16 protein-coding genes and 1 riboswitch are annotated in these 13,767 nt (G+C 39.0%); of the genes, 2 read left to right on the forward strand and 14 right to left on the reverse strand.

Annotation, left to right across the window (positions count from 1 at the left end; all coding sequences use genetic code 11):
• Window positions 1–37: 37 nt before the first annotated feature.
• From MKY54_RS27455 to MKY54_RS27465, 3 genes are all read right to left on the reverse strand, one after another.
• Complete coding sequence (locus tag MKY54_RS27455) at window positions 38–1,024, reverse strand: phosphotransferase (protein ID WP_339188583.1); 987 nt, start codon at window positions 1,022–1,024, stop codon at window positions 38–40.
• A gap of 85 nt (window positions 1,025–1,109) precedes the next feature.
• Window positions 1,110–2,852 (reverse strand): phosphomethylpyrimidine synthase ThiC, encoded by a 1,743-nt coding sequence (gene thiC / locus MKY54_RS27460; RefSeq protein ID WP_339188585.1) that lies wholly within the window; start codon window positions 2,850–2,852, stop codon window positions 1,110–1,112.
• Between the two features lie 103 nt (window positions 2,853–2,955).
• Window positions 2,956–3,064: riboswitch (TPP riboswitch) on the reverse strand.
• Between the two features lie 71 nt (window positions 3,065–3,135).
• Complete coding sequence (locus MKY54_RS27465) at window positions 3,136–5,187, reverse strand: beta-galactosidase (RefSeq protein WP_339188587.1); 2,052 nt, start codon at window positions 5,185–5,187, stop codon at window positions 3,136–3,138.
• Window positions 5,188–5,357: 170 nt separating this feature from the next.
• On the opposite strand from MKY54_RS27465, the gene MKY54_RS27470 reads away from it, so the two are divergent.
• A complete protein-coding gene (locus MKY54_RS27470; RefSeq protein ID WP_076308998.1) occupies window positions 5,358–6,191 on the forward strand; it encodes an AraC family transcriptional regulator in 834 nt (277 codons plus the stop codon).
• Window positions 6,192–6,246: 55 nt separating this feature from the next.
• On the opposite strand, the gene MKY54_RS27475 is transcribed toward MKY54_RS27470, so the two are convergent.
• From MKY54_RS27475 to MKY54_RS27500, 6 genes are all read right to left on the reverse strand, one after another.
• On the reverse strand, window positions 6,247–6,771 hold the full coding sequence (locus MKY54_RS27475) for a hypothetical protein (protein ID WP_076308999.1): 525 nt from the start codon (window positions 6,769–6,771) through the stop codon (window positions 6,247–6,249).
• Between the two features lie 30 nt (window positions 6,772–6,801).
• A complete protein-coding gene (locus MKY54_RS27480) occupies window positions 6,802–7,302 on the reverse strand; it encodes a hypothetical protein (protein ID WP_339188590.1) in 501 nt (166 codons plus the stop codon).
• Between the two features lie 41 nt (window positions 7,303–7,343).
• Window positions 7,344–8,207 (reverse strand): hypothetical protein, encoded by an 864-nt coding sequence (locus MKY54_RS27485; RefSeq protein ID WP_339188593.1) that lies wholly within the window; start codon window positions 8,205–8,207, stop codon window positions 7,344–7,346.
• Between the two features lie 24 nt (window positions 8,208–8,231).
• Window positions 8,232–8,753, reverse strand: a complete 522-nt coding sequence (locus MKY54_RS27490) for an AAA family ATPase (RefSeq protein WP_076186542.1) — start codon at window positions 8,751–8,753, stop codon at window positions 8,232–8,234.
• 457 nt (window positions 8,754–9,210) lie between these two features.
• Window positions 9,211–9,399 carry a hypothetical protein gene (locus MKY54_RS27495; protein ID WP_076219833.1) on the reverse strand — a complete coding sequence of 63 codons (189 nt, stop codon included), beginning with the start codon at window positions 9,397–9,399 and terminating at the stop codon, window positions 9,211–9,213.
• 13 nt (window positions 9,400–9,412) lie between these two features.
• On the reverse strand, window positions 9,413–9,778 hold the full coding sequence (locus tag MKY54_RS27500; protein ID WP_076277820.1) for a hypothetical protein: 366 nt from the start codon (window positions 9,776–9,778) through the stop codon (window positions 9,413–9,415).
• A 472-nt stretch (window positions 9,779–10,250) separates the two neighbouring features.
• Here MKY54_RS27500 and MKY54_RS27505 point away from each other — a divergent pair, with 472 nt between their 5' ends.
• On the forward strand, window positions 10,251–10,754 hold the full coding sequence (locus MKY54_RS27505; RefSeq protein WP_076220913.1) for a hypothetical protein: 504 nt from the start codon (window positions 10,251–10,253) through the stop codon (window positions 10,752–10,754).
• Window positions 10,755–10,826: 72 nt separating this feature from the next.
• Here MKY54_RS27505 and MKY54_RS27510 read toward each other — a convergent pair whose 3' ends face one another.
• The 5 genes from MKY54_RS27510 to MKY54_RS27530 all read right to left on the reverse strand — a co-directional run bounded on the left by MKY54_RS27510 (window position 10,827) and on the right by MKY54_RS27530 (window position 13,468).
• Window positions 10,827–11,186, reverse strand: coding sequence for a hypothetical protein (locus MKY54_RS27510; protein ID WP_076282697.1), 360 nt, complete (start codon window positions 11,184–11,186; stop codon window positions 10,827–10,829).
• An 828-nt stretch (window positions 11,187–12,014) separates the two neighbouring features.
• The gene (locus MKY54_RS27515) at window positions 12,015–12,209 is read right to left on the reverse strand and encodes a hypothetical protein (RefSeq protein ID WP_179086848.1); all 195 of its coding nucleotides are present in this window, start codon (window positions 12,207–12,209) and stop codon (window positions 12,015–12,017) included.
• Between the two features lie 192 nt (window positions 12,210–12,401).
• Window positions 12,402–12,773 (reverse strand): iron chaperone, encoded by a 372-nt coding sequence (locus tag MKY54_RS27520; protein WP_076309004.1) that lies wholly within the window; start codon window positions 12,771–12,773, stop codon window positions 12,402–12,404.
• A 58-nt stretch (window positions 12,774–12,831) separates the two neighbouring features.
• On the reverse strand, window positions 12,832–13,266 hold the full coding sequence (locus MKY54_RS27525) for a hypothetical protein (RefSeq protein ID WP_076129794.1): 435 nt from the start codon (window positions 13,264–13,266) through the stop codon (window positions 12,832–12,834).
• The gene (locus MKY54_RS27530) at window positions 13,250–13,468 is read right to left on the reverse strand and encodes a helix-turn-helix transcriptional regulator (protein ID WP_036681352.1); all 219 of its coding nucleotides are present in this window, start codon (window positions 13,466–13,468) and stop codon (window positions 13,250–13,252) included. The genes MKY54_RS27525 and MKY54_RS27530 overlap by 17 nt, the downstream gene beginning before the upstream one ends.
• Between the last annotated feature and the right edge of the window lie 299 nt (window positions 13,469–13,767).

The following is a 13,767-nucleotide window of genomic DNA, read 5'->3' on the forward strand; positions in this document are numbered from 1 at the left end:
TCAATGCATCTTTTAGGCTATAATTCAATCGTTTTCACTATAAGTTCCCTAAGATAGCAGGTAAATTGTTCAGGTTCTTAGCCAGCCAATTCATTTCTTTTGCAAAACGTTTTGGAGGTACACTATGTTTGTCCATCGCGGCATTAATCCACCACGGGCTTTCCATATACCACAACAACTGCAATGATTTTGTTAAATCCCCTTGCTCCACCGTTCGTTCCTCACGATATCCGTCAATAAATGCTGAAGCTAGCGCTCCATCTAAATCTTCATCTAAAGCACATGACATCACTGCTCGCGCTACATCAAGCTGCGGATAATCATATTTGAACCGATCAAAATCTAGAATTGCAGACAATTGGCTATCTTGAAATAAAAGATTATCAACCCATAAATCACGATGTGCCCATCCAGCTACAAGTCCTTCGAATATTTCCGGATCTATTTCTTCAGTCGCTCTCAGTTGTATCTCTAGGTCAGTGATGAGTGAAGTTTTGCCCATTTCCTTTGATTGTTGTAGGAGTACATTCCAATGTTCTAAACGTTCCTCAGGGCTTTGGGGAATAAATTGTGGGGTTCTTTTCAAACTAAGGGTCCCATCATTTAATAAACGATGCATTTTACCTGTGCCACGACCCAAATCAAACATTTGAAGGATGTTAATTTTGCCCGGCTCTATGACACGCCCTTCACAATATTCCATAACCATAAACGTCTCTCCCATATCTGATTCCAATAAAACTTTATGGTTATAAGCCAACAATCCGGGACATGGGAGCCCCTGTAGATACAGTCTTTTCTGTTGAGAAAAAGCAAAGTTCAGCTCTTCTGGGTTATACAATTTATATCTTTTTTTGTTGTATTGTTTAAGTAGAAATGGTCCTGAATCCGTTATGATTTTCCATTTAAGATTTAACCAGCCACGTTTTATTGGGGTAGCATGAAGGACTTTCAATCCAAAAAAATGATAGAAACTATTACTTAAATCCTCTAAAATGGCTTCCTCTGAACGAATCGCTTCCAATTCATCAACTCCTATCTATTCAAAGTATAAAAGAAGAAGCCGCCAATGACGACTTCTTTTAGATATTTCTTTTTAGCAGAAAAAGTTATCTATAAATGAGGCTCCCGCCTTGGAGAAACTCTTGCGCCTTCTCTTGCATTCCTGATTCAATTCTCGTCGTATTCCGGATATTATGAGAGATCTTCATACTGCAAAATTTCGGCCCGCACATGGAACAGAAATGAGCTGTTTTAGCGCCTTCCGCAGGCAATGTCTCATCATGATATTCGAGCGCTCGCTCAGGATCTAACGATAAATGAAATTGATCACGCCAACGAAATTCAAAACGGGCTTTCGAAAGAGCATTATCCCGGTCTTGTGCTCCTTTATGCCCTTTCGCCAAATCTGCGGCATGAGCCGCTATTTTATAAGTAATGACCCCTATACGTACATCTTCCTTATTAGGCAGGCCAAGATGTTCCTTCGGAGTTACGTAACATAACATAGCTGTACCGAACCAACCAATCATCGCTGCACCTATAGCAGAGGTAATATGATCATAACCAGGCGCAATATCTGTAGTCAGTGGACCTAATGTATAAAAAGGGGCTTCGTTACAAGTTTCAAGTTGCTTATCCATATTCTCTTTAATCAAGTGCATCGGCACATGTCCTGGACCCTCTACCATTACCTGTACATCATGACTCCAAGCTATAGCTGTTAATTCACCTAACGTCTCTAACTCGGCAAATTGTGCTTCATCATTCGCATCAGCAATCGAACCCGGACGTAATCCATCGCCTAGGGAAAAAGAAACATCGTACAGCTTCATGATTTCACATATCTCTTCAAAATGTGTATATAAAAAGTTCTCTTGATGATGCGCAAGACACCATGCCGCCATGATGGAGCCACCTCTTGAAACAATGCCTGTCATACGTTGTGCAGTCAACGGGATATAACGAAGCAGAACCCCTGCATGAATGGTAAAATAATCAACCCCTTGCTCCGCTTGCTCTATGAGCGTATCACGGTATACTTCCCACGTTAAATCTTCCGCTTTCCCATTCACTTTTTCCAACGCTTGATAGATAGGCACCGTTCCAATAGGAACAGGAGAATTACGGATGATCCACTCGCGTGTCGTATGGATGTTTTTACCTGTGGAGAGATCCATTATATTATCTGCACCCCAGCGGGTGGCCCATCTCATCTTCTCTACCTCTTCTTCTATGGATGAGGATACTGCGGAATTTCCTATATTGGCATTGATCTTCACTAAAAAATTGCGTCCAATAATCATTGGTTCACTCTCTGGATGATTGATATTCGCTGGAATGATGGCGCGGCCGCGGGCTACTTCATCTCTTACAAATTCCGGTGTCACATTCTCACGAATCGCAACGTATTCCATTTCAGAAGTAATAATCCCTTTGCGTGCATAATGCATTTGAGAGACATTACGCCCCTTTTTCGCTCGCAAAGGTTTTCTATGGAGCGCTGGAAACACTTCCGCCACAGCTTTTCCCGTTGCATTCCCGTTATCTTCAGGCTTCACGGTTCTTCCTTCGTACGCTTCCGCATCCCCTCGTTCCTCAATCCAGCTCAGACGATTGGGCTCTAACCCCTGACGAATATCAGTATGAATATTAGCATCCGTATAAGCCCCGCTTGTGTCATAGACATGAATTGGAGCATTCTCCTCTTCGCCGTCTATGCCCGCAGTTGGACTAAGTGAGATCTCCCGCATAGGCACCTGAATATCAGACCGTGAACCCTTTACATACACTTTTTGACTTGCTGGAAAAGCTGATAGATTGATTGGATCGTTGTTCAATTCGCTTGTCATCTCAATTCCTCCTATAAGGTGATTTGATCAAGCGGAGACGGTCTACTCCCCACACATAGAAAAGGCCACATCTGTATAAGATGCGGCCTTAGAGTAGACAAATAGAAATAGAGCTCCATTTCCTCCGCTGGCATTATCCAGATCAGGTTTGACGGTCGATAGTTATAACTATCCTCTCAGCCTGGTCCCACCAAGCTCCCGTGACTATATAATTGCTACTTCAAAGTATAACCGAAAAGAGAGAATTATCCAAATCTACTCAAATGTGAGATCAATGTATACGTTAGTTTAACACCAATACCCCAAATCCTTCCAGAAGCACCTCGCCCGACAATGTTGTGCCGCTCAGTAAATCTGTTTTGGTCTCATGAAGATGGATCGTGACAGGAGTCTCATTATAATTAAGCAAAAAAGCATAACTGGAAGAAGCTCCGGTACGGACTTGCAGTTCTACCTCTTCTGGGAGCTCCAGCCAATCTGCTGGCGATTGTAGATCAATTAAATTTATGATCTCAGCCGCTGCCTGTTCATTAAATACGGCTCCGTAATACCAAACCTCACCCTTGCCGCGACGATTTCTAGTTACCGCCGGTTTTCCCGCATAATAATCAGAGGCGTAAACCGCCATCACTTCAACCGAAGCTTCCTCTATTTTGAGAATATCATTAAAGTCATCTGCTCCTGTAACGACTTCGGTCACGCCCGACCAGCTAATTGTTGTTGGCTGACGACTGCCCTTAACCATTGTGAATTCTTCAACTGTGATCCCGCATAGATCCTTAGCAGCACCTGGGAAAGGACGCATATAACATTGACCGTGCTCATCCTTATAGCCGGTTCTACAGCCGAAGATCAGTTTGCCGCCTTGCTGAACATATTCATCCAGCAGTGCTGCTGTCTCATCTGTCATAATCGCTGGGTGAGGATAGATAAGCACGTCGTACCTTGCAAGCTCCTCCAGCGTTGTTTTTTTGCGTAAATAGAGTACGTCATTCGGGATATGCTTCCGCTGAAGCGCCTTGTACCACTCCTTATTGCTCTTCCACATAAACGGGCCATGCCAAACATCGTATTCTCCATCCCACTCATTGTCATAATCACGAACAATAGCAATGTTAGCCTGATTACGAGTACCGACAAACGCATGACCTGCTGCTGCCAGCTCCTGACCGATCTGCCCCGCTTCCCGCACTCTCCGGTTAGGCTGATTATGATAGTCATTGATTCCATGCCAATAAATTTCATTACCCATCGTAGCTGTCCGCCAGCGGAAATATAACACCATATCTGCTCCATGAGCGATCGACTGATAAGTCCATAACCGCATCTGCCCGGGCTTTGGAGAAGGCATATCCATCCGGTTCACCCAGCCACCCGGGCCCGACTGCTGCTCCATAATGCAGAAATTCGGGGATATCGAACGAACAACAGATAACGACAGTCCCCAGCCTCTATCATTCAGCGGATTCCGCTCATTCGGGTCATAAAAAATAGTAGAGAACTGAGGATAGGAATCATAGCTGAAGAAATCCAACAGTTCATCCGTCATTTCATGGCTATCGAGATGCCCGAACAGACCGTTCGTGGTTACCCACTGCTTAGGGGCAAGTTTACGGATGATATCCGCTTGGTTTTTGGCAAAAGAAATTGTATTGTCCGAAATAAACCGTTTTTCATCCAATGCCTGATGAGGATTGGGTTGCTTCGGTACTGGAGTCGGACGTGGAAGATAGACCTGAGACCAGTCACTATAGCTTTGATTCCAAAAAACAGCTCCCCAGGCCTCGTTCAAATGCTCAAGTGTAACATATTTCTGCTGTAGCCATTCCCGGAAAGCCTTATGGTCACTCTCCGAATAAAATTCACTGATCTCACAGTTGAGCTCATTATCAATTTGCCAGCCAACTACACCCGGATGATTGCCGTAATGTTCAGCCATTTGTTCTGCAATACGTGCACACAGTTCCCGGTATTTAGGACTGCTGTAATTATAATGACGGCGCATGCCATGCTGAAGTGTAACACCTTCGTAGGTTACATTTAAAACTTCGGGATACTTATCAGTCAACCAAGCTGGAGGCGTCGCCGTCGGAGTACCAAGTACAACCTGAAGACCATATTTATGTGCTAGATCAATCGCCCGATCAAAGAGCCCGAACTGAAACTGCCCTTCTGCCGGTTCAAAAATAGACCAAGCAAACTCGCCCATCCGAATGATCGTAAAGCCGAGTTCACGCATCCGGCGATAATCGTCCTCCCACATGTTTTCTGGCCAGTGCTCCGGATAATAACAGACGCCAAGCTCGAATTTTTCAGTTGCGACAGGTTTCTTCATCATTACCTCCAAAGTATTAAAAATATGCTTTCAATATTTTATAATTCTATTGTAGTATCAATGATAAGAGGTCTTATATAACAAAATATTGCTATCATATAACAATCTTGCGTTCATTGCCTTAATCCAACTTGCGCTCTGTTGCGCTACAGAAACGGGTGCTGCCAAACATGAAGAAACAATGGTATTTGCCGACACCGGCTTTTTCGAAATATGTCTGTTATCCTGAATTTTTGGGACATTACACTCACTTTCCACAACATACAGAGAGAAGAAGCGAAGGTTTTCTGGGGAGTTATAACCTGCATTTGATCTTTGATGGGGAGGGTTATGTATTCCATGAGGGCGAACGTATTCCGATGAGTAGAGGACGAGGTTTTCTGTACCCTAAAGGGGCTTATCAGCAATACGGCTCTGACCCAGGCGAGCCTTGGGATGTCCGCTGGGTTCATTTTAACACTGAAATTGTCCTTCCCTTATTAGAAGAAGTGGACCAGTCTCGTGCATACCTGTTCACTTTTGATTTGGATGCTAAGCTGGACGAGCTATTCGAGGAAATGTACCTACTGAGTGCTTCCTACGTGACCCGTAGCGAGCCAAGACTATCTGCTCTGCTGTATGAGCTTCTAGTAAACTTGCTGCAGAACTCCGAGCCGCTTCACGGCTCAGTACCGCACGAGGTTAGGCAGTCCATCCGCAGTGCTGCAGATATCATTCATGTCGAATGTGCCAGCCCTTGGTCTCTTGAATCGATGGCAAGATTGACCGGTTACAGCAGCTATCATTTTCTAAGGCTGTTCCGGGTGGTTATGGGTAAAACTCCAAACCGTTATTTAACCGATTGTCGGCTGGCTAAAGCCAAGCTTTTACTGGTTTCCACAGGACTCTCCATTGCTCAGGTTGCGACTCAGTCCGGTTTTGCCCAGTCCAGCTATTTCATTAAAGTGTTCAGAAGGTTTGAAGGCATGTCTCCTGTGAAGTACCGGCAGGCTTTTGGGGCGTAGAGGATCTTCCTTCAGTCCGTAGAGATTCAATCTTAGTCTCTTGGATTTATCACTCTTAAAGATCATCCTTAAGAGAAATTTCACTCTCAATATCTAAACTTATTGTTTCGGAATGAAGCTCCCCTTCATTATCATTCCATGTAATAGATAAAGTGGTGTTTTCATAATTTTGTCTATTTTTATTTAATTCGTCATATAAATATGGACCAGTTATAGACCCGATATCAGTGTTACTTAATATTGAAACGGGTCCATCCGTTGACCTAGCTTCATTTACAAGAACTGTTTCATCCTTATTATTATTGTTTTTTTCATTAACTTCATACTTATAATAGCTACTATTCACTAAAGCGCTTGGGTCTCCCTTGAACACTAACTTCCCATGTCCCCGTAAAATTTTGCTAGATGAAATTATTATTTTGTAATCTAAAACATCCCATGTATCCCCTGTACCCATAAGCGTATATACTTGAACACCAGTGTTTAAATTTGTTTCGACCTCTTTATTGAAATATAAATAACTCCATATCGCATTCGAAATAATAACCACAGCTACAAGTACTAGGATTAGTTTTTTCATATCTGCTCCTTTATAAATACTCCCCAGCCATTATTTATATCTTAAATTCCACTCCTTAGACCATTTCGGGAAAGCTTCTCCGGTCAATTCTTCGAGTGTTTTTCCATCAATGGTGTAAACCCAGCCCATATGTAATTCATCGAAATCAGGAAAACTATAGCCTCCTATCACTTGATCGTCTGCTTCTAGCAGAAAAATCAGGGTTTGTTTTTTTGTATTATCCTTCTCATTATCTAAGGGGTGGTTTTTAACGATGAACTTACTTGTAGTTATTTCCTTGCCTATATAATCGATTGGATCAACACTTTGAACACTCCAATATTGTATGTATGGCATTTCCGTCAGCAGTTTTTTATCTAATAAATATTCAGAAACAATTCCTTCATTACTAATGATCAGATAGCCCATATCGGTAATAAATTGTTCAGCTTTGCTATATTCTTTTTTTGAATTATCGCTAATTTGCTCCTTACTACATCCCAATAAAAAGATTAAGAATAACGGAACTATGATTGCCCTTAATTTGTTCATAGGTTCCTCTCCTTGGAGTGTTTATTATCTCCTTAATAGTCTCATAGATTAATCTTATTGTATGAATTTAGTATCATCAAACTCTTTAGCGTCTTATAGGCTCTCCATTCCAACCTCGCTGTTTCACCGGGAGGCTCCCATGTTATCTGCCATCCTCCATCATCCTCCTGTTGGTGTTCTAATACTTTTAAGTGATCAAGAATGGTTTCATCAGAAAATATGCTGCTACAGTAAGAAGTGGGTGATGGCGAAAATTCTAGAGGAGAGAGTCCATAACTGTGGGATGCGGCATCCATACAAAAGAAGTTGGCAGTAATAAGCTCCTTAGATAATTTTTGAAATAATCCTTTGATATAATCCGATTGAGGTAGGCTTTCCAATAAATAAAATGCAGTCAAAATTGTATGCGCATCGTCATATGCTTGTGCGTGAATATCTTCCAAACAAATTTCTGTCGCTTTATCAAGCCAGGAATGTTCTATCCCTTGCCACTTAAGAAGCCCGACAAGACCAGTAAGTCTGCTAAATGATGGCTCTGTAGAAAGAGGGTTACTCCAATGTTCTGCTCTTGGATAGTTTGCTGATGAAGGAAATATTGTTGGAATCCCTTTTTTTAAATCAGCATGCTTTGAAATATAATCACATGCTTTTTGAGAAAGTTCTTCGTCTTTTATGTTACAGTCATATAAAAAACGTAGTGCAAATTCCATGAAAAGTGGCTGACTACCGGGTACCCGTAAATCCGGCTCTATTGCATTTCCAAACCCACCATCTTCGTTTTGGTAGGCTGTTAGTGAAGTCATAACATTGCTCATTGATCCACCGTGGAAAATATATTCAAAAACCCTTCTTTCTAATAATCTGCCATGTGTCCAAATGAAATGGGCTGCTTTCTCAAAATCCATCTGTTCCCCTCCTCAAAATTTAGGCTAAGTATTTAAGTATTCAATGACACTTTTAATATAGGATTCAATCGGTTCCTTTGTATTAACAATATGTATTCTGACATTAGATGGCTTTTTAGCATTTTCAATAGTTTTTAGCAATGTCTCTTCAGAAGGCACTCTTTCAATCTGGCTAATCATTCTTTTTCTATTTCGCAGTCTATTATTGAGCTCATCATAGTCATTTAATAGACATTCTACATATTTATATTCCACATTATATTTCCGGGTCAGATTCAATCCTCTCTCTATCATTTCAGAGTATAAACAAGGGCTATCGAGTATAACATTATGACCTTGAGATAAGTGGAAATCTATCAAAGCCCATTCAATGTCATACGAAATTTTTCCAACTTCCTTGAACCCAATGTTTGCTCCAAGTGATTCCATAAGAGAAGACTTTACAATGTCGTGATCAAGAATAACAGCAGAAGTATGCTGCGCTATTACTCTGGCTAATGAAGACTTCCCTGATCCGGGGTATCCAGACATCTGAAGAAAAAACAACGAGGGCCACTTCCTTCAGCATTAATGAATCTGCTAAGTATTTGATATATGTTGTCGGGATTCATTTTCTAAAATATTAGCTATTTGCTCCCTTAACATACGAACGTATGTTTGTTATAATGAACAAACTGGTTATGATTACATATAATAAACTAGAAAGGGGTTTAGTATCTTATGCTAATTTATGAGAACTTACGTCAACAGTTCCCGTTTACTTTCCTTGAACCACTAATTCCTGCGCATGTTCACGAGCATATCATAAGAATTATGAATGCAAGCTCAACATCTGAATTTTCTTGTAAGATTGAAGATACGACTCCAAATATCTACATTTATTTAATTGAGAGTAGTCTAAAAGAATCCTATAAAATAGGACACTTTTTTTTCTGTGATAGAATCGGAATTGATTACACCTATCAAAGTATGCCTTTAGAACAGATAGTGACTTTTGGCCAGTTTATTTCCCAACTATCGAATTTGTAGACGATGAATTTTTTTCTTTCTTAATACGTTCATACTCTTCTTCTATTGATCTTGATAGTAGTTCTGTTGCTGTCATTCCCATCTGTTTAGCCGCTTCTGCCAACTGTTGTTTAATGTAAGCTGGTACATCATAATGAAATTTCACCTTATTACCATAGGCCATTTTTGTATCTCTCCTATCCAATAATTTCTTGATATTTTTTTTCAATAATACGAATCAATAGTTGAGTAGCAGACATTTCTTGCAAGGAAGCAGCCTCGATTAGTTTTTCCTTGATTTCGGGTTGAAACTCATAAGGTAGCTTTAATTTAGGCTCGGCCATACGGCCCTCTAGCGTTTTTTCCGCATCTAAGGCAAGCTCCAGCAGTGTTTGTAATGAAGAAGCGCTAGAAACCTCTCTCCCATACTTAGGCAACACTCGAATTAGATATTGCTTCAAAGCCCGCTGATCATCTTCAAGAATGTTAATATGCAATCCTTCATTTCCCACGGTTAATTGACAATCAACGTTATAACCAAATAGATTTATGGTATATTTCATGGTTAACCTCCTTATTTATTTTGATCATTATATAGCGATTTGTTACGTCCTACCATATTCTTCACTTTTTCATTTGTTATATCCTTTAAAATTTAATTAATACTCATCAAATCATTACAATGATTTTTGGAATTTTGATAATTAAGTGAGATAAGCCTTCCTAATCAGAAATATTTATAGAGATAGGATTTAATAATATTTATAGTAACACAAAAAAATATTATAAAAAGATATAACGTATCGTGACAATACACTTTATTTTTATGTTCTTAAACCTTAGTAAAGAAAAGTTTCCTCATGAATGAAAAGTCTGTTTTTTCATAATTGGATATTTTTATTAATTAAATATTGCGTTACGTTACGCTATATGATATATTAATCTTTGAAAAGAATGTTTGTTCCTAGAAGAAGGGGATTCTTCTTGTGAACTTACATCCCCCATTCTTTCAATAAACTTTTTGGAGGAGTTAAAATGAACGAAAACAATCAATTTATCAAAGAATCATCGCTGGAAGAATTACTAAATATAGAACGGGCAGAAGCAAGAAATCAGCAAGTAATGGCAGGTGTTGGAAGTCCGGAAGTTCGTGCTACGGAAACCAATTATATTTCTAAGACCCAGCTTGTAGATATGATTAACTCTCACGTTGGGAGTAGTTATACCGGTCTCGGTCTCGCTGTTACTTCAGTAGGAATCGGGCTAGCTACTAACGCTATAAAAGCTAAGCTTCCACCCTTTATTGCAGGTGCTCTTGTTGCCGCAGCAACACTAATTACAGTTGGTCAACTTATTCAACAGGTTGATAGCTATACACCCGCTAATCAGTTGAAAGAAATTCTTAATACCCTCTTAAATGACTATAAAAATTTCACTAGAATTAAAGTTACAGTTACTACTTGGCAAAAACTTATTGTAAATCCAACCATGTCCTACTGGACGTATTACACAACTACAGAATATACAGCAGTAGCGTAAGTACATTGATATATAAAAATGAGAGGCGACCCAAATTGGGGATCGCCTCTCATTTTTATTTGCAGATTACTATTATTTAGTCAGTCTATTTTTTGATGTTCTTGCTTCAATTAACATTTTAATTTCCGCATAAGCAAACGCTCCTTGAGCAATTAATAGAAATATCTTATACCAAATAGGTACTTCAATAAAAAAGGCGATGATAAAACTTACAATACCAATTAACACTACTAGTCCACCTATAACGATTACACGTCTCTGATTCTTTTTAATTTGAATATTAGAAGAAGAAATGAGAATTACTTGGATAAGTAAAAGTAAAACGAATAACGATATATAAGTAATAAATCCAAAAATATATGACACACTAATCCACACTAGAATTAGGCCAATAATACTTATCCACTTTGAAGAATCTCTAAAGAATTTCATATTACACCTCCTATTGATCAAGAGTCCGCGATTGTCGAAAGATTCCTAGACCTCTAAATTATAGTTTAGTACCCATAATAATTCAAACAAACACATTTAGAATACTTCCTAATCTTAAATTCCTTATAAATAAATGAATCACTTTATCATCGATAGAAAACACCAGCATTAATTTAATATGAGATTACGATTGAGCGTGATGAAGTTATCAGCTGAATCAACCTGGGAATACACGCCAGTTAACGAATGGCGACAAAAGTAGAAATGTAGAGTTCATTTAAGCCACTGTTCATGGCATTCTAACAACAGCTGCAGAATGTACAAACGAGAATTTTAGCGAATTTTTTGAAGTACGTACTTTTTGTTGTATATAATACTTCTTATCTCAATACCTAATACAGTTATATCCCAATTATTCCACTTCAGCTTATACAATGTAACTAAATAATGGCTTGTTGACTTACAACTTGTTAGTGGTCTTTCAATCAAACCTAACTAAATCCTTATAAACATTTATCGACTTCCATATAAGCTCCTCATCCTTAATTCCATCATGGACAAATAACTTTATTGGAAAAAAGATTCCTTCCATAATCGATAATCTAACGTCCTCCACAAATTGTGTGTACGTGTATGCGCTCCTGATTTTATTGTTAATTGAATGAAAATACAGATCAAAAATACGTGTAGTCTCCTCACTGCCGTGAAACAAATCGTGGATAAATAACATAACGATATCCTCAGTACAAAGCCCAACCTTCACTGCTTCAAGATCAATGATGCACGGCCTTGAACTGCTGAACATCGGATATAATAAATTGACAACATTTAGATTACCATGGATGCATGTTGTATTTTGATATCTGGATATAATTTATCAGAATCAATAGGCACTTCCCAGTCCGCTAAATTGTTATGTGTCGGGGTCAGATCTTCCATCAACAATATTCCCTCTTGTCCGACTGTGTCATATTTATTAAAAAAGACTCTTTGAATGGAAGCAGCCATTTGTCTCACTTCCATTTTTCATCATTCAGCAGGTTGAACTAACGTGTATAAATTCGCTTCCAACATTCCGTCCACCTTCCAAAATATTGAATATTTCGTGCTGAGAATTCAAATAAAAAAGACAAATCACATATTAAAAGTGACTTGTCCTCCGGTGCTTCCACATATAAATTTGCTTAAAATGAATTGAACGCTAAATAATACATTTTATTTCCGCCAAAAAGTTGAACAGTCTGCCTTATCCAAAATATTAAACTCGATCATTTTTTTAAGTAATGAGAAATCAACGGGACTTTCCCACCGGATGCGTAACAACTGCTTGGTGTGATCATAACCTGCCTGCACTATTTCATCAGAAAAACGATTAATTCCTGCAATTTCAGGGGCAACCGCCAAATGATGTTTGGATACACTAAAACCAATAATAAAAGTCTCGTGATCGGTAAACATAGGCTGATTCCACGCAACTTTTGGCTTTAAATCAGTAAATTTTCCAGCTACCCAAGCCAAAACTTCTTCCATTCTTTCCCGATGTTGCGGGTTATCAATTTGCGCTAAATATTCTGAAAATACTTCCATGTCATTCTCTCCTAATAAAATATTTTCGAATGGTCTAATTGATGTTACGTCATTCCAATTACATTCTCTTAGCATAATAATTAAACAGGAAAATTCCTAAGGAGATTTGAAAAACAAAAACACCACATAACACAGTGACTACAGTTTGATCTACTCCCATTAAACTAAATACAACAGTTAGAGCCATTAGGATGTAAAAGTTAACAATATTAGTTTTCCAACCCGCTTTTTCTCTTATTCTTATTTTCCGTTCATCATTAGCCTCAATTTTACTCATTCTAACTTTCTCATCATTCTTTATTTTGTTCTGGGGCTTATTAAGCCATAACGAATACACCATATTTCCTACTCCAAGCACTGCAAGGACTGAACCCACACCAATGAGCAAACCGGAAATTCCTTTTAGCTTCTCGTCAGTTAAAATAAATCCACCCATATAAACCATAATAGCACCTGCAATTGTTAAGAGCACCCATTTACTTGCCGTTTTCATTACCCAGCTCCTCCTCGTAAATGAAAATATCTTCAATACTCATTTCAAAAAATCGCGCAATCTTAAATGCAAGAATGATGGATGGGTTATACCGGCCATTTTCAAGTGAACCAATCGTTTGCCTGGATACTTCCAATTTATCCGCTAGTTCTTCTTGTTTAATGCCCTTTTCTTTTCTAATCTCTTCAAGCCTGTTTTTCAATATCTTACCTCCTGAAGCAATTATGGAAAGTTAACTTTCCGTAAGAATAACATATTGGATTATACATGTAAAGCTAACTTTCCATCAGCTGAAGTTGATTGCAATTTAACCCGTGATCTTTATAGGTGTAATGATTTAGGGCACGCCTTGTTGATACTACATCTGTAGAATCGGGCATGAAAAAACGCCACTCGTTAACTCCCTAATAGGAGTACGGGTGACGTTGAGTGTTTCACGGGCGACAACTTATAAAAAAACACTTCAGTTAGCTTAGTCTGCCTCAAGAATATACCCTCCGA

The organism is Paenibacillus sp. FSL P2-0121 (genome assembly GCF_037975345.1).
In the GTDB taxonomy this organism is placed as follows: domain Bacteria; phylum Bacillota; class Bacilli; order Paenibacillales; family Paenibacillaceae; genus Paenibacillus_AQ; species Paenibacillus_AQ odorifer.